The sequence below is a fragment of the Streptomyces sp. NRRL S-87 genome (assembly GCF_000719335.1).
Lineage (GTDB): Bacteria > Actinomycetota > Actinomycetes > Streptomycetales > Streptomycetaceae > Streptomyces.
Map to the genome: position 1 here is coordinate 1 of NZ_JOGB01000017.1, position 20,957 is coordinate 20,957.

The window sequence follows — 20,957 nt, forward strand, 5'->3', positions numbered from 1 at the left end:
CCACCGCACCCCCCACCGCCCCCACCCCGAAGCTCCCGGGCCCCGGCTCCCGGGCCCGGCCGCTCCGCATCGGCCCCCGCGGTGCCGCCGCCCTGGTCCTGGTCAGCCTCGTCGGCATCGCCGCCTTCGGCTGGCCGCTGCTCGCCGACGCGCAGTCCGGCCTGAGCCACTCCCGGGACGCGCCCTGGCTCTTCGCCGCGCTGCTCCCCCTCCTCGTCGGCGTCGTCGTCGCGACCCTGTCCGACGGCGGGGTGGACGCCAAGGCCGTGGCCATGCTCGGCGTCCTGGCGGCGGTCGGCGCGGCCCTGCGGCCGCTGGGCGCGGGCACGGCCGGCCTGGAGCCGATGTTCTTCCTGATGGTGCTCAGCGGCCGCGTCCTCGGACCCGGCTTCGGCTTCGTGCTGGGGGCCGTCACGATGTTCGCCTCCGCCCTGCTGACGGGCGGGGTGGGGCCGTGGATGCCGTTCCAGATGCTCGCCATGGGCTGGTTCTCCCTGGGTGCCGGCCTCCTGCCCGCCCCCGACCGACTGCGCGGGCGCGGCGAGCTCGCGCTGCTCGCGGCGTACGGCTTCGCGGGCTCCTTCGCGTACGGCACGGCCATGAACCTGCAGGGCTGGGTGCTGCTCCAGGGCATGTCCTCCGGCATCTCCTTCCACCCCGGCGACCCGCTCGGCTCGAACCTGGCGCGCTTCCTCGCCTACTGCGCCGCCACCTCCCTCGGCTGGGACCTCGGACGGGCCGCGCTGACGGTGGTCCTGACGCTGGCCCTGGGCGGCACGCTGCTGCGCGCCCTGCGCCGGGCCACGCGAAAGGCCTCCTTCGTCGCCCCCACCACCTTCGAATCACCCTAAATCGGACATTTAGAGCACCTCAAAAACAGGTCCATCCCGTGACGGAACGCGACATCCGAGGCCTCCGCCGGTGAGGCGGCCCACAGGACGTACGTCACATACGAAGCGGGTTCGTAGGGCTCCACCCGGGGTCATATGTCCTTTATGCCCCCCATGCTTGCGCCCTGACCTGTACGGATGCGCGTCACGCAGCTCCCTGGGCCTGATCCCCCGGCTCCTACCGGGGCTAGTAGGAGGGGTCGTTGCCAACCCCCGCGGGGCCGCCGTAGAACTGGATGCGTCGCCACGGCGGCCCGGGGCTCAACCCCGGGATCCCGGATCCGCAAGGGTCCACCAGGATCACCCCGCTGTAAGGCAGCCGGCCGGACCGGCCCCCCTGGGAACCCAGGGCCGGGCCCGTCCGGTAACCGGACCGCACGGCCCCCCGTCACCCGACGTGAGCGGCCCCCGCGCGTCCCCGGCCTGCCGCGACCGCCCTGCCCCCTACGGAAGGCCCCTCCGTGTCCTACGCCATCATCCGCCGCATCGCCGCCTCCAAGAAGACCCTCGCGGGCACCGTGGTCGGCCTTGCCGCCGCCGGTTCCCTGCTCGCCACCGTGCCGGCGCAGGCCGCCGCCCCGACGAGCGCCAAGGCGATCGCCCAGCAGATGATCAAGGACCCGGCGCAGTTCGCGGCCTTCAGCAACATCGTCGAGCACGAGAGCGGCTGGGACTACACCGCCACCAACGCCTCCTCCGGCGCCTACGGCCTGGTCCAGGCCCTGCCGGCCTCGAAGATGGCCTCGGCCGGCGCGGACTGGAAGACCAACCCGGCCACCCAGATCAAGTGGGGCCTGGACTACATGAACTCCCGCTACGGCTCCCCGGTCGGCGCCTGGAACTTCTGGCAGGCCAACCACTGGTACTAAGCCACCAGCGGCGAAAGACCCACGAAGGCCCCGGTGGCCGGCCTCCCCAGGCCGGCCACCGGGGCCTTCCCCCATCCCCAGGGGCCCAGAAGGGTCTCGAGGGCGCCACGGACCGCGTCACCCCGCCACGCGACCGCGGCGACGGGGCGGCGCTCGCGCCTCAGAGGCGCTGGATGATCGTCGTCTCAGAGGCGCTGGATGATCGTCCCGGTCGCCAGCGCGCCGCCCGCGCACATCGTGATCAGCGCGAACTCCTTGTCCCGCCGCTCCAGCTCGTGCAGCGCGGTGGTGATCAGCCGGGCGCCGGTGGCCCCGACGGGGTGGCCGAGGGCGATGGCGCCACCGTTCACGTTGACCTTCTCCAGGTCCTGGCCGAAGACCTTGGCCCAGCTCAGCACCACCGACGCGAACGCCTCGTTGATCTCCACCAGGTCGATGTCCTTCAGGGACATCCCGGCCTTGCCCAGCACCGCGCGCGTCGCGTCGATCGGCCCGTCGAGGTGGTAGTGCGGGTCGGCCCCCACCAGGGCCTGGGCCACGATCCGGGCCCGCGGTTTCAGCTTCAGGGCCCGCGCCATCTTCCGTGAGGCCCACATCACGGCCGCCGCCCCGTCCGAGATCTGCGAGGAGTTGCCGGCCGTGTGGATCGCGGTCGGCATCACCGGCTTCAGCCCGGCCAGCGCCTCCATGCTGGTGTCCCGCAGGCCCTCGTCCCGGTCGACCAGCCGCCACATGCCCTGGCCGGCCCGCTGCTCGTCCTCGGTGGTGGGCACCTGCACCGCGAACGTCTCGCGCTTGAAGCGCTCCTCCGCCCAGGCCTGCGCGGCCCGCTGCTGCGACAGCACCCCGAGGGCGTCCACGTCCTGCCTGGTCAGCCCCCGGTTGCGGCCGATGCGCTCGGCCGCCTCGAACTGGTTGGGCAGGTCGACGTTCCACTCGTCCGGGAACGGCTTGCCCGGCCCGTGCTTGGACCCCGAGCCGAGCGGCACCCGGCTCATCGCCTCGACCCCGCACGCGATGCCGATGTCCATGACCCCGCCCGAGATCATGTTGGCGACCATGTGGTTGGCCTGCTGCGAGGAGCCGCACTGGCAGTCCACGGTCGTCGCCGCGGTCTCGTACGGCAGGCCCATGGCCAGCCACGCGGTGCGCGCCGGGTTCATGGACTGCTCGCCGGCGTGGGTGACCGTACCGCCGACGATCTGCTCGACGCAGTCGGCGTGGATGCCGGTGCGGGCGAGCAGCTCGCGGTAGGTCTCGCCCAGCAGGTAGGCGGGGTGCAGGTTGGCGAGCGCGCCTCCGCGCTTGCCGATGGGGGTGCGTACGGCTTCGACGATGACGGGTTCCGCGGCCATGAGCTCGTCCTCTCTGCCTCTCTGCGCGGCAGCGGGCCGTCCCGGCGACCCCTGCCTTCAAACTAGTACGCGTTCTAGTTCTCCCCGCAGTCTTATGACCGGAACCCCCGCTCCGCAAGGGTCTTGCGCGGGACTCGCACAGATTCCGCACGCGCACGCGCCTGGCGTGACCCCTCGCGCGGCGCAACAGTTGACGCCGGAGGCCTTGTCACTTCTAGAACTCGTTACTACCTTTCGAGCCAACTTCTGATGGACCGTCAGAATGAAGGCAGCGACCGTACGGACTGCACGGATCCATGACGAGTCGGACTTTGGAGTTGCCGATGCCCTGCCCCGCGCTTCCCGAGGGGTTCGACGCCACCGACCCCGACCTGCTCCGAGCCCGCGTCCCGTACCCCGAGTTCGCGCTGCTGCGGCGGACCGCTCCCGTCTGGTGGTGCCCGCAGTCCCGCGGCGTCACCGGCTTCGACGACGAGGGCTACTGGGCCGTCACCCGGCACGCGGACGTCAAGTACGTCTCCACGCACCCGGAGCTCTTCTCCTCCCGCACCAACACCGCGATCATCCGCTTCAACGAGCACATCCAGCGCGAGGCGATCGACGCGCAGCGGCTGATCATGCTGAACATGGACCCGCCCGAGCACACCCGGGTCCGCCAGATCGTCCAGCGGGGCTTCACCCCGCGCGCCATCCGCGGCCTGGAGGACGCGCTGCGCGAGCGGGCCCGCCGGATCGTCGCGGGGGCGCGCGCCGCGGCCGGGGACGGCGACTTCGACTTCGTCACCCGGGTCGCGTGCGAGCTGCCGCTGCAGGCCATCGCCGAACTCATCGGCGTACCGCAGGAGGACCGCTCCCGGATCTTCCACTGGTCGAACCAGATGGTCGCGTACGACGACCCCGAGTACGCCATCACCGAGGAGGCCGGCTCCAACGCGGCCGTCGAGCTGATCGGTTACGCGATGAACATGTCCGCCGAGCGCAAGCAGTGCCCGGCCAAGGACATCGTCACGCAGCTCGTGGCCGCCGAGGGCCAGGGCAACCTCAGCTCCGACGAGTTCGGCTTCTTCGTCCTGCTGCTGGCCGTCGCGGGCAACGAGACCACCCGGAACGCCATCAGCCACGGCATGCACGCCTTCCTCACCCACCCCGACCAGTGGGAGCTGTTCAAGCGCGAGCGCCCGGCCACCGCGGCCGAGGAGATCGTCCGCTGGGCCACACCCGTGGTCTCCTTCCAGCGCACCGCGACCCAGGACACCGAGCTGGGCGGCCAGAAGATCCGGGCCGGCGACCGGGTCGGACTGTTCTACTCCTCCGCCAACCACGACCCCGAGGTCTTCGCGGACCCCGACGCCTTCGACATCACCCGCGACCCCAACCCGCACCTGGGCTTCGGGGGCGGCGGACCGCACTTCTGCCTCGGCAAGTCGCTGGCGGTCCTGGAGATCGAGCTGATCTTCAACGCCGTCGCGGACACCCTGCCGGACCTGCGCCTGACCGGCGACCCGCGGCGGCTGCGGGCCGCCTGGCTCAACGGCATCAAGGAGCTGCGGGTCAGCCACGGGTAGCGACGCCCGGCACGTCGGGGTCGGCCGGCGCGGGCCGACCTCCGTGTCCCCCAGGTGTCCGGGTCGGACCGCGCTCCAGGGCAGCCGGCCGGCCCGGGTCCCGGGCGGCAGGGGCCGCTCTCCTCCCACGCTCCGGCCCCTGCCGCCCATCCGGGTGGCGGCCCGCCCCGATCGGGGCCATCCTGACTGGACGCGGCGATCCACCCGAAAGGGCGCCGGGGGCACCTGTGGTGCACCCCGGCGCCCTTTCGGCCGCGAGCCCGTGCCGCTGCGCGGCGGGGGGCCGGCCGCTCCTCGGCGGCCCCGGCGGGCTACTTCGTGAGCGCGCGCTCGGGGCGGCCGGCGTCCCGCTGGGCGGGCGGCTTGGGGCCGCCGGCCGACTCCCGCAGGGCCTCGTCCCGGGGGCCCGCACTCCGTACGTCCGCACCCCGTGCGGGCGCAACGCGTCCGTCCGCACCGCGTTCGTCAGCACCCCGTAAGGCCGCACCCCGTACGGCCGCAGCGCGTTCGTCCGCGCCGCGTTCGTCCGCACCCTGCACGCCCGCGCTCCGCGGCCCCGACAGGACGTGCACGAGCCCGAAGCCCGCGGCGACGACGGCCGCGCCGCCGACCGCGTCCAGCACCCAGTGGTTGGCGGTGGCGACGATCGCGCACACCGTGACCAGCGGGTGCACCAGCCCCACCGCCTTCTGCCACCGCCGGCGGGCCAGGACGAAGACGACCACCCCGCACCACAGCGACCAGCCGAAGTGCAGCGAGGGCATCGCCGCGTACTGGTTGGAGATCGCGGTCATGGCGCCGTACTGCGGGTTCGCCAGGTCCTGCGGCCCGTGGACGGTGTCCACGAAGCCGAGCCCGGGCATCAGCCGCGGCGGCGCCAGCGGGTAGAGCCAGAAGCCCACCAGCGCGATGACGGTGGCCAGGCCCAGGGAGGCGCGCGCCCAGCGGTAGTCGGCGGGGCGGCGCCAGTACAGCAGGGCCAGGATCGTCAGCGGCACCACGAAGTGGAAGGAGGTGTAGTAGAAGCCGAAACCCCCCTTCAGCCAGGGGTGGCCCACCACCCACCGGTTGACGCCGTGTTCGATGTCGAGGCCGAGCGCACCCTCCAGGGCGTGGATCTGCCGGCCGTGGCCCTCGGCGAGGGCCCGGCCGTTCGGGACGGCCGCCCGGATCAGCGAGTAGATCGAGTAGCCGACCCGGATGAGCAGCAGCTCCAGCAGGAGGTTCGGGCGGCTGAGCGCCCGGCGCCAGAAGGGCGGCAGCGGTATTCGCGACCACCTCGCGGGGGTGGCGGCGGGGACGGCGTACCGGGTGGGGACGGGGCGGCGCCAGTGCGGGGACGTGCGCCTGACGAACGGCACGGCGCAGGCGGCGGCGAGGGCGGCGACGAGCAGGGTGTTGTCGCGTACGGGGGCCAGGGCGTCGAGCTGGGGCAGCAGCATGTCGCCGGGCAGGGTCACGACCAGCGCGACGGCCACCGGCCACACCGCGCGGTCGGCGGCCCGGGTGCCGACCTTGCCGACGGCGGCGAGGAGCACCCACAGCAGCTGGTGCTGCCAGCCGGTGGGCGCGACGGCCGCGGCGACGCAGCCGGTCAGGGCGACGGCCAACAGGTGCTGGCCGTCCTGGGCGTACCGCACGGCCCGGCGCAGGCCGAGCCCGCAGACGACCGCGGCCGCCACCGCGAACAGCGCGGCCGCCGCCGGGCCGGTCAGCCCGAGGCGCAGCAGCGCGCCGTGCAGGGACGGGTCGGTGAGGGGGCCGGGGCGGCCGCCGGGACCGGTACCGGCGAGGTGCTGGATCCCGTACGCCCACGGCCCGTGCGTCCACGGCCCGTGCGTCCACGGCGCGTGCGTCCACGGCCCGTGCCTCCACGGCGCGTGCGTCCACGGCCCGTACGCCTGTGCCGCCCAGGCGAGGCCGGTGCCGGCGGCGAACGTGACGGCGGTCGCGCGGGCCGCGCCGCGGCGGCCGGTGGACCACAGGAGCGGGACGAAGAGCAGCAGGGCGGGCTGGAGGGCGGCGGCGCTGCCGACGAGGGCGCCGGAGCCGCGCTCGTCGGGCACGCACAGGCAGCCCAGGAGGACGAGGAGGACGAGGAACACCGGGACCGCGCCCGTCCGGTCCAGGAGGAAGGTCCCGGGGCCCGGCAGCACGACCAGCAGCAGGCTCGCGCCGGCGAGCCCGAGCAGGACGCGGGCGGCGGGCAGCCGGTCGGTGGTCGGGGAGCCCGTCGCACCCGCCCGTACGCCTATGACCCGGGCGCGTACGGTCGCCGCTTCGCTGTGCTCCGCCGCATTCGCCACGCGCCGTCGGCCTCCCGCCGTACGCCCGGCCCGCGTGCCTCCGGGCGCCGCGGACCACGGCAGCCGCGGTCCGCCCGGCTGCCGCTCCGGATCTACCCGGACGACGATAGTGCGGAGCCCGGGCGTCCCGGGCCAGGCTCTCTGCCGGGTCCGGACCGGTTCGCGGCGCGAGCGGACGCCCCCGTTCCGGGGCGGGTCCGGCCGGAGCGGGCGGAACGCCCCGTCACGGTGGGGCTGCGGCCCCCGGACGGGGCGGGGACGCGGGTGCGCCGGGCGCGGGGGCCGGCCCGGCGCGCGGGCCGGCGACGTCCTCGCGGACCATCCGTTCGGGTGCCCCGCGTTCCGGAACTCCCGCTGCCGCGCTACTGCTTCGGGGCGGCCTGCTGCACGACCTCGAACGACCAGAGGGTCGAGCCCGACGCGGCGGGCTTCGGCCGCTCGCCGCCGCCGTGGCCGCCCTCGCCGCCCGCCGCGCCCTGGTGCGCGGCCTTCATCGGCCCCTCCATCCAGGCCTGGAACGCGGCCTCGTCGCGCCAGCGCGTGTACACGAGGTACTGGTCGGTGCCCTCGACCGGCCGCAGCAGCTCGAACCACTCGAAGCCGTCGGAGTTCTCCACGGAGCCGGCGCGCGCGGAGAAGCGCTTCTCCAGCACCTCACGCTGCTCGGCCGGCACGGTCAGCACATTGATCTTCACGACGGACACGCAGGACACCTCTCGGGAGACACCGGCCGGGCCCGCCCGGGCCCGGCCTTGATCAGGTGCCAGCAGTCTCCTACATCTCCCGGTCAGGGCGCCGTGAGGACCGGCCCGCGCCGGCGGGCGGCGGGGCCTGCGGGGCCGACGGGGCCGTCAGGCGACGGCGGGGGCCGCCGGCGGAGGCCGCGGGTCGGGGGCCGCAGGCACGTGCGACACGTCGGGGCGGCGGGAGGCCGGGAGCGTCAGGCGGCGGCCGGGCCCCAGAAGGCGTTCTCCTCGTCGATGTCCTCCGTGCACTGGTCCATGTCCGTGATCTTGCCCCCGACGATCGTGAAGAAGATCCCTTCGCGGATCTCGATGCCGCGGTCGCCGCGGTCCGCGCGCACGGTGTGGAAGGCCATGACGTGCCCGCGCCCGTCGGCGAGCACCGACTCCAGCAGCACCTGCATGGTCCCGTTGGTCTCCTGGCCGAGCCGCCGGTAGAAGTCGAGCACGTGCTCGCGGCCCTTGTGGTGCCCGGAGAACTGGTTGTCGCCGGGGACGTGGTGGATGACGTCCGCGGTCATGAGCCGCGAGAGTTCGTCCATGTCCCCGTTGGAGAAGGCGAGGTACCCGCGGCGTACGAGGGCGGCGTCCGGATGCTCCGACATGGCGGTTCACACCCCTCAATCCCTGGAATTGACGGTTTTTCCTATCATCCGTCCGTGCCTGTGGATATTCCACGTGGCGGGTCGGCGAAAGTCGGCATCATGGCGGCATGACCGCACAGCACACCCAGAACACAACCCTGACCTGGACCGTTGCCCCCGAACCGCTGACGGGTCCCGACGCGGGCGCACTCGCCCGGGACTACCTCGCCGAGGTGGCCGGCCGCTACTGGAACCGGCCCGTCACGGAAGCGGAGCTGGACGAGTTCATCGCCGACGACCCCGGCTCGGAGCTCGTCCGCCCGACCGGCGAGTTCCTCGTCGGCCGGTACGGCGGCGAGCCCGGCGCGTGCGCGGGACTCCGGCTCCTCGACGCCCGGACCGCGGAGCTGACGCGCGTGTACGTACGCCCCGCCCTGCGCGGCACCGGCGGCGGCGCCGCCCTGATCACCGCCCTCGAAGAGGTCGCCAGGTCCCTGGGTGCCGAGCGGATACGCCTGGACACGCGCACGGACCTGGTGGAGGCCCGCAACCTGTATGCGAAGCACGGGTACGCCGAGATACCGGCGTACAACGACGGCCCGTACGCCCAGCACTGGTTCGAGAAGCGGCTCGTCTGACACCGCGGCGCACGCGGCCGTGACACCGCGGCCGCACGCGGCCCGTGACACCGCGGCGGCACGCCGGCCGGCCGTGCCCCGTGCAGGCGCCTGCACGGGGCACGGCGGGACCGGAGCCCGCCCGCGCCTCAGGGCGCGCGCCTCAGGGCGCGGCGTGGTCCCGGGCGGACAGGGCGTCGTACGGCTCCTCGGCGTCCGACCCGCACAGCTCCCGGTTCAGCTCCTCCACGAGCCGGATCAGGTCCGTCGGGCGGTCCGGGCCCCACCAGTCGCCCAGCAGCTCCGCGAGGGACTCCTGCCGGGCGGCGGCCAGCCGGTCGGCGGCCACCCGGCCGGCGTCGGTGAACACCAGGGGCAGGCCCTCGCGCACCGCGAGGCCGCGCTCCTCCAGCTGCCGGGCGGCGTCGGTGATCACCCGCAGGGGGACCGAGGTGCGCTCGGCGAGCACGGCGGGCTCCGCCGAGCCGTACTTCCGGATGCGTAGCAACAGCCAACTGGAGGCGGGCAGCAGGTCGTAGCCGGCCTTCGCGGTGACCTTCTCGTAGATGTGCTTGCGGCCCTGGTGGGTGCCCAGGACCGAGAGCGCCCGGGCCACCTCGTCGTGGGAGGAGCGCTGCACGGGATTGGAGGCGAGCGTCTCGCTGACGTCCGGGGCGGTCACCGAGGCCCGCAGCGTGTCCTCCTTCAGGAACCAGGACACGGCGAAGGCCACGAGCACCACCGGCACCGCGTAGAGGAACACGTCGGTGATGGCCGTGGAGTAGGCGTCGAGCACCTGTGGCTGCAGGTTCGGGGGGAGGAGGGAGATGGCTCGCGGGTCGGCCTCGAGCTGCGGGGTTCCGGTACCCGGCGGCAGTGTCTGGCCGGCCAGGGTGCGGGCGAGCGTGTCGTCGAGGCGGTTGGTGAAGACCGTTCCGAAGATCGCCACGCCGAAGGAGGCCCCGATCGACCGGAAGAAGGTGGCTCCCGAGGTGGCGACGCCGAGGTCGGCGTAGCTGACGGCGTTCTGCACGGCCAGTACCAGCACCTGCATGACCAGGCCGAGGCCCGCGCCGAAGACGAAGAAGTAGACGCTCATGGTCCAGGTCGAGCTGGTGCGCTCCAACTGGTGCAGGAGCAGCAGGCCGACGGCGGTGACGGCGGTGCCGGCGATGGGGAAGACCTTCCAGCGTCCGGTGCGGCTGACGATCTGTCCGGAGGCCGTGGACGTGATCAGCATGCCGAGCACCATCGGCAGCATGTGCACGCCGGACATGGTGGGCGAGACGCCCTGGACGATCTGGAGGAAGGTGGGGAGGTAGACCATCGCACCGAACATCGCGAAGCCGACGATGAAGCTGATGACCGAGCACAGGGTGAAGGTGCGGATACGGAACAGCTTCAGGGGGAGCACCGGTTCGGCGGCGCGGCGCTCGACGAGGACGAAGGCCACCAGCAGGAGCACGCCCACCACGGCCAGCGAGACGATCATCGGCGAGCCCCAGCCCCAGTTGCCGCCGAGGGAGGCGACGAGCACGAGGCAGGTGGCGACCGAGGCGATGAGGAACGTGCCCAGGTAGTCGATGGTGTGGCGTTCGGAGCGCACCGGGATGTGCAGCACCGCCGCGATGACGACGAGGGCGACGACCCCGATGGGGAGGTTGATGTAGAACACCCAGCGCCACGACAGGTGGTCCACGAACAACCCGCCCAGCAGCGGGCCGAGGACGCTGGTCGCGCCGAAGACCGCACCGAACAGGCCCTGGTACCGGCCGCGTTCGCGCGGCGGGACGATGTCGCCGACGATCGCCATCGAGAGCACCATCAGCCCGCCGCCGCCCAGGCCCTGGAGCGCGCGGAAGCCGATGAGCTCCGCCATGTTCTGGGCCAGTCCGCACAGCGCCGAGCCGATCAGGAAGAGCACGATCGCGCCCTGGAACAGCTTCTTGCGCCCGTACTGGTCGCCGAGTTTGCCCCAGAGCGGGGTGGCCGCGGTGGAGGCGAGCATGTACGCCGTCACGACCCAGGACAGATGGTCCATGCCGCCGAGGTCGCTGACGATGGTCGGCAGCGCCGTCGAGACGATGGTCTGGTCGAGCGCGGCGAGCAGCAGGCCGAGCAGCAGGGCTCCGATCGCGACCATCACACTGCGTCGGGTGTGCTCGGCCGCGGGTCCGTCGCCGGGGTCCAGGGTCGTGGGGGCCACTTCCTGAGCCATGGACTCCTCCTAGGGGCGCCGATGACATTTCCATCCTGGGGGGTCTGTCCGGTTATGGCCTGTCGGGCGGTTGGGCGGACCGCCGCGGGTCTGCATAATCGCTGGCAGTTCTCAGGGAGGGGATCCATCGGTGAGCGACGAGCGCTGTCCGGATTGCAACGCCGCACGGTCGGCGGGCTGCGCCTGCGCGCCGACGACCGGCTTCGACCCGCTGCGCATACGCCCGTACGTGACGCGCCCGAACCGCCCGGCCGGCGCCTCCGACTGGTCCCCCACCGGCACCGGCCGCACGGAGCACGGCTCGACGGGCCCCGCGGCCCCGGGTCCCGGCACCGCCGCGCCCGGCACCCCGGGCTTCGGCGCGACCGGACCGGGCCTCGCCGGCCCCCACGGCACGCCCGACGCGGGCCGGAGCGAGCCGCACCCGGTCCTGGGCGTGGTGCAGCCCCCGAACGCCATGACCCAGCCCTTCCCCGCCTACGGGACCCCGGAGCCGCCCCCGTACGACCCCGCACCCCTGCCGTCGGCGGACGTCCACCCCGCGGGCGCGCCCGGGAGCCGTCCGGAGCGGAGCCCCTACGACAGCCCCACACCCCCGCCGCACCCGGACGCCCAGGCCCGGCCGGCCGCGCCGGGCGAGGAGTACGCGACCCAGCCCCTGCCGGTCACGCCGGAGGCCACGGAGCACGACCCCGCGCACGAGCCCGGCGGGGACACGATGATGCTGCGCGCGGTGGCCCTCCCGCACGGCCCCCAGGGCGTCGACCCCCAGGCCCCCGGCCCGCGCGCCGCAGGCCGGGGTCAGGGCCGCGGGCGGCGGTCCGGCCGGGAGGGCCGGCCCGTTCCGCTGATGGCCGGCGCGGCGGTCGCGGTGCTCGCGGCGGCAGCCCTGGTGGCGTTCATGGTGCCGGGCGACGAGGACGGCGACCGGGCGGTGGCCCGCACGCTGCCTGGGCGGACCTCGGGGGCGAACGCCTCGACGGACGCCGACTCCCCCGGCGCCTCCGCCTCCGCCGCCGCCCCGTCCGCGGACCCGGAGGCCTCCACCTCGCCGGAGGCGTCCGCCACGCCCTCCCCGAGCGCGTCGGCGGCCCCGACGGAGAGCCCGTCGGCCGACCCGAGCACGCCGGCCACGACCCCCTCCCCGCGCCCGACGCGCTCCAAGGCCGAGGACCCGGGAGGGCCGACCCTCAGCACCGGCGACGCCGGCGCCGAGGTCACCGAGCTGCAGCGCCGGCTGGCGGAGTGGGGAACGTACCGGGGCCCCGTCAACGGCCACTACACGTCGAAGCTGAGGTCGGCGGTCGCCGACTTCCAGGACTCGGCCCACGTCTCCGGCGACCCCAGCGGCGTCTACGGCCCCGCCACCCGCCAGGTCCTCGAGAAGGTCACCCACGAGCCGTAGGAACCCCCGGAGGGGCCACGCCCCCGGAGGGCCACGCCCCCGGAGGGCCACGCCCCCGCACGCCCCGCCGCCACGCGCGGGGCGGGCGGGGGCGTTCGCATGCCGCCCCGACGACGCCCGCGGCGCACACTTCCCGCCCGGACGGCCGGCTGAGAACCCTGCCGGAGCCCGAAGAGGAGACCGACTGGCGCAACCCGACCCCGGTTTTGTATCGTGTGGGAACAAAGTGGTTCCGTCCGTACTCCCTGACCGGCGGACGGAACCGCTCTGTCCTCTTTCCGCGCCCCGGAGCCTGGAGCACACCGATGCCGGCCAGCACCACCGCCCCCGAAGCCGCCCCCGCCGAGCCGGTCGTCCTGACCGCCAAGGCCCTCCTCCTGGACATGGACGGCACCCTCGTGAACTCGGACGCGGTGGTGGAGCGCTGCTGGCGCGACTGGGCCGAGCGGCACGGCCTGGACCCCGACGAGGCCCTCGAGATCGTCCACGGCCGCCAGGGGTACGCCACGATGGCCATCCTGCTCCCGGACCGCCCCATGGAGCTCAACCACGCGGACAACGCCGCGATGCTCGCGCGCGAGACCGCCGACATGGACGGCGTCGTCCCGGTACCGGGCGCGCCCACCTTCATGACCGCGATCGCGGCCCTTCCGCACGCCCTCGTGACCTCGGCGGACGAGGCCCTCGCCACCGCCCGCATGGCCGCTTCGGAGCTGCGGATGCCCGAGGTGCGGGTGACCGCCGAGCACGTCGGGGCCAGCAAGCCGCACCCCGAGGGGTTCCTGAAGGGCGCCGCCGAACTGGGCGTCGACCCGGCGGACTGCGTCGTGTTCGAGGACTCCGCAGCCGGCATCGCCGCGGGCCGGGCGGCCGGCATGCGGGTGGTGGGCATCGGCCCCCGCGCGGGCGCCCACGGGCCCACCGTCCACGTCGCCGACCTCACCGAGGTCGAGGTCACGCCGACCGCCGACGGCACCATCCGCCTCACGGTCCGCCCGTCGCACACCGCACCCACCGCCGCCTGACACCTCAGCGGCCTGTGCCACGGCGGCGAGGCAGCCGCGCCCACCACTCTTCCGATCCGGGACCGGAGCCCCGGCGACCACCTCCGGAAACCGAGGGCTCGGCGGCGACGGGGTTCCGCCGCGACACCCACACCCACGCTCCGACGGACGCGCGCCACCGGATCAGCCGCGAACCGGCCGCGCGGCACGGCCCCGGGCGGCCGCGGGCGTCAGGCGACGGCCTCGTACAGGCTGAAGGCCGCCAGGGCGCCCATCACCACGGCCGCGACCTTCGTGACCAGCCGCAGCGGCACCCGCTTCATCAGCGTGCGGCCGCCCAGGATGCCCAGGCCCGCCACCGCCCACAGCGCCAGCACCGCACCGATGCCGACCGAGACCGGGTCGTCGTACCGGGCGGCCAGGTTGGCGGTCATGATCTGCGTCAGGTCGCCGAACTCGGCGACCAGGATGAGCATGAAGCCGGCCGCGGACACCTTCCAGAAGGACTGGTCCTTCGGCGCCCTGACGGCCTCCTCGCCCTCGCCCTTCTTCAGCAGCAGCATCGCCGCACCGATCAGGAAGAGCACACCGACGAACGCCTGCACCAGCCGGTGCGGCAGCAGGCTCAGCACGCTGCCCGCGGCGATGGCGAGGCCCACGTGCACGGCGAACGCTGCGGCGACACCGGCGAAGACGTACGAAGCGCGGTAGCGGGTGCCCAGCATGAGCCCGGCCAGCGCCGTCTTGTCGGGGAGCTCGGCGAGGAAGACGACGCCGAAGGCGATCGCCAGGATGCTGAAGCTGATCACGGAGTGGAACCTCAATCGGTCGGGGCGGGACGCCACCGGCCGAGAGACCGGACCTGCACTGTTCCAGGGGTCGCTTCGGCTCGACAGCGCCCCGTACGCAAGGACAGACGAAATACGTACGCGGAACTGTGGCCGAAGGTCTCGCTGGCCGACCCGGCACCCGTGCCGTGGCCTGCCTCCGGGCGCCGGCTGGGACTGGCCCAGCAGTATGTCGACGCTCCGGCGAAGAGCTACTCCCCTTCTGCTCCCCCCAGCATACGGGACGCCGAATCCCCACCCTCAGGGACTTTGGTCCCGAACCGGCCGCCCGTGCCCGACGCCCCCGCACCCGCCCACTCCCCGTCCGCCACGAACCGCCCCCACCCCGCGCGCCCACCGACGCGCACCCACCCCACCCACCGACTGCACCCACCCACCCCCACCCCACCCCACCCACACATCACCAGAACTCCATAAATCACCAAAAAGCACCAGACAGACCGTCACTTTCCGGCCAGCAGAAGCGTGTTCAGCATCTTGTTGTGACGTGGCCATGTCGCCACCCTGTTACCTGGCGCCCACCGCCGGGTAACCCCGCGGCGCCACCATGACCCGGGCCCCCGCAAGGGGCCGCCCGGCCATCCCCCCGCATCAAGGAGCTCTCATGTCCGGTGTCTACGCGCGTCGATTTGGCATGCTCGCGGCAGCAGCCACGGTCGCCGTCACCGCCCTCATCAACGCTCCGGCCGCCCAGGCCGCGCCCCCCGCCCCGATCAGCGCCGCCGCAGCCCGCGCCTACCTCGCCACCGTCACGCCGAAGGCGGACGGCTCGTCCAGCGGGTACAGCCGCGACCTGTTCCCGCACTGGAGCACCGTCTCCGGTACCTGCAACACCCGCGAGACCGTCCTCAAGCGCGACGGCGTGAACGTCGTCACCGACTCCAGCTGCGCCGCCACCAGCGGCTCCTGGTACTCCGCGTACGACGGCGCCACCTGGACCCTGGCCTCCGACCTCGACATCGACCACGTCGTGCCGCTCGCCGAGGCCTGGCGTTCCGGGGCGAGCTCCTGGACCACCACCAAGCGCCAGCAGTTCGCCAACGACCTGACCCGCCCGCAGCTCATCGCCGTCACCGACAACGTGAACCAGGCCAAGGGCGACCTCGACCCGGCCAAGTGGATGCCGTCCCTGGCCTCGTACCGCTGCACCTACGCCCGCATGTGGGTCAACGTGAAGCAGTACTGGGGCCTGAGCATGGACTCGGCCGAGAAGACCGCGCTCGTGAACACCCTCAACGGCTGCTGAGACGAACCGTTTCAGCTACGTCCGCCACGACCGGTCGTCGCGTTCCCGGATCCGGGACGCGCGCCCGGCCGCCCAGGACACCGGGGCCCGGGCACCAGGAAGCCCGGGCCCCGGCCCCTCCCGGCGCGCCGCGGCCGCACTCCCAGGGCCCGCCGGCCCCCACCTCCCCCGACACGCTCGCGTGCCGGATTCCGGTCACTGCGGCCGAGCCGGAACCACACTCCCCCTTCCGGTCGTAATTTCTCCGAGGGGCTTCGGAAGAGGGGGAGTTGCGTGACCGGGTTGACTGGGATGCCCGCATCCAACGACAGGACCGACACAGGGACGGGCACCGGGACCACGGCACGTCCCCGACCGGAAGCGGCAGCCGAACCGCCCGTCCCCACCACCACCGACGTCCCGACCACGGACGCCCCCACCCTGGACGTCCCCACCCCAGACCTCCCGGCCTCGGACGCCCCCACCCTGGACGTCCCGATCCTGGACGCCCCGACCCTGGACCTCCCCACCCCAGACGTCGGCACGCTGGACCTCCCCACCCCAGGCGCCAACGCCCCCGGCCTCCCCGCGCTGCGGCTGGGCCCGCTGCTGCGCCACGTCGACTGGGCCACCGGCACGACCGCCACCGTCTGGGTCGAGACGGACCGCCCCGGCGCCGTCGAAGTGCGGTGCGCCGACGGGCCGGCGACCGGCACCGAGCGGACGTTCACGATCGCCGGGCACCACTACGCCCTGATACCGGTGACCGGACTGAGGCCGGGGACCACGACGGCGTACGAGGTCCTGGTCGAGGGGCACCGGGTGTGGCCGCTGCCCGACAGCCCGTTCCCGCCGAGCACCATCACCACGCCCCGGCCCGCCGCCCCGGGTCGCCCGGCGCCGCCGGTGCGCGTGACGTTCGGCTCGTGCCGCCAAGCCGCCCCGCCCGTGGCCGACGCCCCCCGGCCGTCCCCGACCCCCCACGCCCGCGACCACGCAACACCCCACCCCCCTGCCGCACCCGACCACCACCAGCACCACCAGCACCACGAACACAACGAACACGACGAACACCGCCTGCAGCACCTCCACCGCGAGCGCGCCCAGGGCCAGGGCCCGCACGGCCCCGACGCGCTCGACGCGCTCGCCGCACGCCTCGTCGCCCGTCCCGACGCGCCACGCCCCGACGTGCTCGTGCTCCTCGGCGACCAGGTGTACGCCGACCAGGTCACTCCCGCGACCCGCGCCTGGCTGGCCGCCCGCCGGGACCTCGGCGTACCCCCGGGCGCGCAGGTGGCGGACTACGAGGAGTTCACGCACCTGTACTACGAGTCCTGGCTCGACCCCGAGGTCCGCTGGCTCCTCTCCACGGTCCCCAGCTGCATGATCTTCGACGACCACGACCTGATCGACGACTGGAACACCAGCGCCACCTGGCTGGCGGAGATGCGGGCCGCGCCGTGGTGGCGCGAGCGCGTCCTCAGCGGCCTGATGTCGTACTGGGTCCACCAGCACCTGGGGAACCTCTCCCCCGCCGAACTGTCCGCCGACCCCCTGTACGCGGCCGTACGGGCCGCCGACGACGCCACGGCGGAGCTCCGCCGGTTCGCCGCCCGCGCCGAATCGGCCCCGGGCGACGTGCGCTGGAGCTACCGCCGCGACTTCGGGCGCACCCGCCTCCTGATGGTGGACACCCGCGCCGGCCGCGTCCTCGACGAGCACGCCCGGGCCATGATCGGCCCGGCCGAACTCGCCTGGCTGCGCGAGAACGCCCTGGAGGGCCACGGCGGTTACGACCACCTCCTGTTCGGCGTCTCGCTGCCGTGGCTGCTGCCGCCGCTGATCCACGACGCGGAGGCGTGGGACGCGGCGCTGTGCCGCGGCGTACGGGGGCCGCGCTGGGCCCGGATCGGCGAGGACCTGCGGCGGCGCAGCGATCTGGAGCACTGGGCGGCGTTCCCGCAATCCTTCACCGCCCTCGGCGACCTGGTCGAACAGGTGGCGACGGGGCCGCGGGCACCCGCGACGGTGTGCGTCCTGTCCGGGGACGTCCACCACTCGTACGTGGCCGAGCCGCGGCTCGCGACCACGTCCGGGGTGTTCCAGCTGACCTGCTCCCCCGTGCACAACTCGGTGCACCGCCTGGTGAACCTCGGCTTCCGGTTCGGCTGGAGCCGGGCGGGACGGTCGCTCGGCCGGATGCTCAGCCGGCACGGCCGCACCGGCCGGCCGCCGCTGACGTGGCGTCGCACGGGCGGCCCGTGGTTCGGCAACCAGCTCATGACGCTGGTCCTGGAGGGGCGTACGGCCCACCTCACCCTGGACCGGGCCGCCGGCACCGGAAGGTGGCGGCGCCGCCGCCCGGAGGGCGCCGCCCGCCTGACCACGGTCGCGCAACGCTGGCTGGCGGCGTCCGGCCCGGACCCCGAGCCGCTGGTCCCGGCACAGACCCAGGGGACGGCCTCAAGGGGCCCGGTCCCGGACACGACCGGCCGCCCCGGCTGACGGACCCACCGGAGACCGCCCGAACCAGCTCCCCTCGAACCACCGCACCCCGACTGACGTGCGAGGGTGTCCCCGCAGGGGCGAAGCACCGCCCGGCTGACACGCGGGGACCCGGGCAGACGCCGGTCGAACTCCGGGCGTACGCTGTATGGCTGTCAAGCCGCCCCTGCCGCTCCCCCGCGACGTCGCGGCCTGTGGCCGAAGTACACGCGCCGGAGCCGGGGAGTCCCGTTTTGCTTGAGATGGTGGGGTCGTTGACCGCGTCCCCCTGGATCTACGCCCTCGTCGTCCTCTCCGTACTCCTGGACGTCTTCCTGCCCGTCCTGCCGAGCGGCGTCCTCGTCATCACCGCCGCGGCCGCGGCAGCCGCCGCCGGGGCAGCCGTGGGCGGCGCGGGGGCCGCCGTCGCGGGAGCCGGGACCCGGGTCGCGCCGCCGGGGCCCGACATCCTCCTCCTGCTCCTCTGCGCGGCCACCGCATCGGTCCTCGGCGACCTGGCGGCGTACCGGCTGGCCCGGCGCGGCGGGCCCCGCCTGGACCGCGCCATCGCGCGCTCGCGCCGCCTGACGAAGGCCCAGGAACGACTCGGCCTCGCCCTCAGCCGCGGCGGCGGTGCCCTGGTGGTGATCGCCCGCTTCGCACCGGCGGGTCGCTCGGTGGTGTCGCTGGGTGCGGGAGCGGCGCGACGCGAGATCCGGAAGTTCCTGCCGTGGTCGGCCCTGGCGGGGCTGGCGTGGGCCGGCTACAGCGTGGGGCTCGGCTACTTCGGCGCGCAGTGGCTGGGGGCGACCTGGCTCGGTACGGCCGTCTCCCTCGTGGCCCTTTTCGCGGCGGGCGGCCTGGCCGCGTACCTCATCCGCCGCCCCCGCCGCACGCCGGCGACCTCCTGAAGCGACGATCCGAGGGGACGCACCCGGCGGACCCGCGGACCTACGCCCCACCCGGCGACCCACAACCCGTGGACCACGGACCACGGGCCCCTCGCCCCCACGAAGCGCACGCCCGCCCACCCCCGCGCCCCACCAGCTCCCGCGACCCCCACCGCTGCCACCGCCGCCACCGCCGCCACCTCCCGCACCCCCGCCACCACCACCCGCACCCCCGCCACCACCACCACCCGCACCCCGCCCCCCACCTCCCCCACGACACACCGCCACCTCCCCCACCCGGCGTATCGCTCTCACCCGTTCACTCGACCCCGATCGCCGCGCGGCCCCGCCGCTCCTAGCGTCCAAAGCACGGTGCGCAACCGAATCCCGCGTCACATCCGTGCCCTGGCCGCACCGTTCCCGAGGAGTTCGGGGAGTACGAGGAGTGCGAGGAGTTCCGCCATGCGTCTCAAGAAGGCCGCGGCCGCCACCGTCCTGACCGCCGTCACCGTCATGCCCCTGGCCCTCGGCCTCGCGGGCCCGGCCGCCGCCGACGACCCCTTCGACCGGGGCGAGCAGAGCGACCCCTTCGACCGAGGTGAACGGGGCGACCCGGACCCCGGCCGGGACCCCTTCGACCCCGGCAACGGCCGCGACCCCGACAGCGGCCGGGACCCCGTCGACCGCGGCGAACAGGGTGACCGGAACGACTGGGACAACTGGAACAACTGGAACGACCCAGGCGACCGAGGTGACCGGGGAGACCGAGGGGATAGGGACGACCGCGGTGAACGTGGTGAACGGGACAACCGCGGTGAACGCGGTGACCGGGACGACCGCGGTGACCGGGACGACCGCGACAACGGCCGGAACGACAACCTCAGCCCCATCGCCAGCGTCTCCCCGAGCACCGCTGCCCCGGGCCAGCGCGTGACGCTCAACATCAACGGCTGCGGCACCCGCACCGGCACCGCCACGTCGAGCGCCTTCGGCACCTCGCGGCTGTCACCGGGCGGTCGCGGCGCCGACGACCTCACCGGCACCGCCACGGTCTTCGCCAACCTCACCCCCGGCTCGTACCCGGTGACGTTCCAGTGCGACGGCCTGGGCGGCCGCCGCGTCACGATCACCCTGCGCGTCGGCCCGGGCGCGGCCCGCGGCGGGCTCGGCGGCAGCATCGGCGAGCTCAGCCCCGGCCGGATCGCAGTCGGCGGCGCCCTCGTGGCCGGTGCGCTCGGCGCGGGCGTCTGGTACTTCCGCCGCCGCGCCGGCAGCACGTCGTAGCCGCGCGGGGCGGCACTCGGGGCGCCCCGTACGCTCGCGGGCATGCACACCACTCTGACGGAGCACGCCCGCTGCCTCTACGGCGACGAGTACGGCCCGAAGCCCGTCTGTGACGGCGAGCATGCCGAGTTCTACTTCGCCGAGGAGCTGACGTTCGCCGACGCGGACACGATCCTCGCGATGCTGGACGCCTTGTGCCCGCAGATGGTCGACGGATTCCTCCCGGTGTGGATCCGCAACCTCGCCTACCGACTGGTCCTGCTCCAGCGGCCCGACGAGCCGGCGCTCATGCGGCGGGCGGCGCTGAACCTGGAGCTGTACGGGCCGTCCTGGGACGACATCGCGGCGGACCTGTACGCCCGGGCCGACGCCGTCGAGGCCGCCGGCCACCCCGCGGCGGCCCCGCCCGCGAACCCTCCCGAAGCCCGAGCCCCGACCGGGGTACCCGACGGCCCCCGGACCGGGCAGCCCGGCGACGACCCCAGGTGATCGGCGGGCCCCCGGACCGGGCAGCCCGGCGACGACCCCAGGTGACCGGCCCGACACCCCCCGGAACCCCGGGCGCCGACCCACCCGCGGCAACATTCACCGCCCGGCCTGGCCGTAACAACAGCTCGATGCCCGGCCTGGCCGTACCCACAGCGCCGTCCCCCAGCCCGTCGCGTAACCC

At 74.1% G+C, this 20,957-nt stretch carries 17 protein-coding genes; 11 read left to right on the forward strand and 6 right to left on the reverse strand.

The features are described 5' to 3' along the window. Positions 1 to 68: 68 nt before the first annotated feature. Together IF43_RS0112855 and IF43_RS0112860 are read left to right on the forward strand one after the other, a co-directional pair. Positions 69 to 851, forward strand: a complete 783-nt coding sequence (locus IF43_RS0112855; RefSeq protein ID WP_030198664.1) for an ECF transporter S component — start codon at positions 69 to 71, stop codon at positions 849 to 851. Positions 852 to 1,351: 500 nt separating this feature from the next. Next, positions 1,352 to 1,759 (forward strand): transglycosylase SLT domain-containing protein, encoded by a 408-nt coding sequence (locus IF43_RS0112860; RefSeq protein ID WP_030198668.1) that lies wholly within the window; start codon positions 1,352 to 1,354, stop codon positions 1,757 to 1,759. A gap of 185 nt (positions 1,760 to 1,944) precedes the next feature. On the opposite strand, the gene IF43_RS0112865 is transcribed toward IF43_RS0112860, so the two are convergent. Next, complete coding sequence (locus tag IF43_RS0112865) at positions 1,945 to 3,114, reverse strand: steroid 3-ketoacyl-CoA thiolase (protein ID WP_030198673.1); 1,170 nt, start codon at positions 3,112 to 3,114, stop codon at positions 1,945 to 1,947. 323 nt (positions 3,115 to 3,437) lie between these two features. On the opposite strand from IF43_RS0112865, the gene IF43_RS0112870 reads away from it, so the two are divergent. Next, positions 3,438 to 4,679 carry a cytochrome P450 gene (locus tag IF43_RS0112870; protein WP_030198676.1) on the forward strand — a complete coding sequence of 414 codons (1,242 nt, stop codon included), beginning with the start codon at positions 3,438 to 3,440 and terminating at the stop codon, positions 4,677 to 4,679. Between the two features lie 311 nt (positions 4,680 to 4,990). Here the strand turns inward: IF43_RS0112870 and IF43_RS0112875 are convergent, their stop codons facing one another. The 3 genes from IF43_RS0112875 to IF43_RS0112885 form a co-directional block, all read right to left on the reverse strand. Then, positions 4,991 to 6,985 (reverse strand): phosphatase PAP2 family protein, encoded by a 1,995-nt coding sequence (locus IF43_RS0112875; RefSeq protein ID WP_051795248.1) that lies wholly within the window; start codon positions 6,983 to 6,985, stop codon positions 4,991 to 4,993. A 362-nt stretch (positions 6,986 to 7,347) separates the two neighbouring features. After that, positions 7,348 to 7,689 (reverse strand): antibiotic biosynthesis monooxygenase, encoded by a 342-nt coding sequence (locus IF43_RS0112880; RefSeq protein ID WP_030198682.1) that lies wholly within the window; start codon positions 7,687 to 7,689, stop codon positions 7,348 to 7,350. Positions 7,690 to 7,925: 236 nt separating this feature from the next. Then, a complete protein-coding gene (locus IF43_RS0112885) occupies positions 7,926 to 8,333 on the reverse strand; it encodes a nuclear transport factor 2 family protein (RefSeq protein ID WP_030198684.1) in 408 nt (135 codons plus the stop codon). 107 nt (positions 8,334 to 8,440) lie between these two features. On the opposite strand from IF43_RS0112885, the gene IF43_RS0112890 reads away from it, so the two are divergent. Beyond that, a complete protein-coding gene (locus tag IF43_RS0112890) occupies positions 8,441 to 8,950 on the forward strand; it encodes a GNAT family N-acetyltransferase (protein ID WP_199922720.1) in 510 nt (169 codons plus the stop codon). Positions 8,951 to 9,092: 142 nt separating this feature from the next. On the opposite strand, the gene IF43_RS0112895 is transcribed toward IF43_RS0112890, so the two are convergent. Next, positions 9,093 to 11,147, reverse strand: a complete 2,055-nt coding sequence (locus IF43_RS0112895; protein WP_030198690.1) for an MFS transporter — start codon at positions 11,145 to 11,147, stop codon at positions 9,093 to 9,095. 130 nt (positions 11,148 to 11,277) lie between these two features. Here IF43_RS0112895 and IF43_RS38000 point away from each other — a divergent pair, with 130 nt between their 5' ends. Both IF43_RS38000 and IF43_RS0112910 read left to right on the forward strand, forming a co-directional pair. After that, the gene (locus IF43_RS38000) at positions 11,278 to 12,552 is read left to right on the forward strand and encodes a peptidoglycan-binding protein (RefSeq protein WP_051795250.1); all 1,275 of its coding nucleotides are present in this window, start codon (positions 11,278 to 11,280) and stop codon (positions 12,550 to 12,552) included. 305 nt (positions 12,553 to 12,857) lie between these two features. After that, positions 12,858 to 13,577, forward strand: a complete 720-nt coding sequence (locus IF43_RS0112910) for an HAD-IA family hydrolase (protein ID WP_030198692.1) — start codon at positions 12,858 to 12,860, stop codon at positions 13,575 to 13,577. Positions 13,578 to 13,786: 209 nt separating this feature from the next. On the opposite strand, the gene IF43_RS0112915 is transcribed toward IF43_RS0112910, so the two are convergent. Beyond that, positions 13,787 to 14,365: a TMEM165/GDT1 family protein gene (locus IF43_RS0112915; protein WP_030198695.1), complete on the reverse strand. Its 579-nt coding sequence runs from the start codon at positions 14,363 to 14,365 to the stop codon at positions 13,787 to 13,789. Positions 14,366 to 15,008: 643 nt separating this feature from the next. Between IF43_RS0112915 and IF43_RS0112920 the strand changes: the two genes are divergently transcribed. The 5 genes from IF43_RS0112920 to IF43_RS0112940 all read left to right on the forward strand — a co-directional run bounded on the left by IF43_RS0112920 (position 15,009) and on the right by IF43_RS0112940 (position 20,776). Next, the gene (locus IF43_RS0112920) at positions 15,009 to 15,650 is read left to right on the forward strand and encodes an HNH endonuclease family protein (protein WP_030198698.1); all 642 of its coding nucleotides are present in this window, start codon (positions 15,009 to 15,011) and stop codon (positions 15,648 to 15,650) included. A 291-nt stretch (positions 15,651 to 15,941) separates the two neighbouring features. After that, entirely contained in the window at positions 15,942 to 18,134 is a 2,193-nt protein-coding gene (locus IF43_RS36405; RefSeq protein ID WP_158939293.1) for an alkaline phosphatase D family protein, read from the forward strand. Positions 18,135 to 18,367: 233 nt separating this feature from the next. After that, entirely contained in the window at positions 18,368 to 19,024 is a 657-nt protein-coding gene (locus tag IF43_RS0112930; protein WP_030198699.1) for a DedA family protein, read from the forward strand. A 441-nt stretch (positions 19,025 to 19,465) separates the two neighbouring features. Further along, positions 19,466 to 20,287, forward strand: coding sequence for a hypothetical protein (locus tag IF43_RS38005; protein WP_051795252.1), 822 nt, complete (start codon positions 19,466 to 19,468; stop codon positions 20,285 to 20,287). Positions 20,288 to 20,329: 42 nt separating this feature from the next. Continuing rightward, positions 20,330 to 20,776: a hypothetical protein gene (locus IF43_RS0112940; protein WP_234332133.1), complete on the forward strand. Its 447-nt coding sequence runs from the start codon at positions 20,330 to 20,332 to the stop codon at positions 20,774 to 20,776. Positions 20,777 to 20,957: the final 181 nt, after the last annotated feature.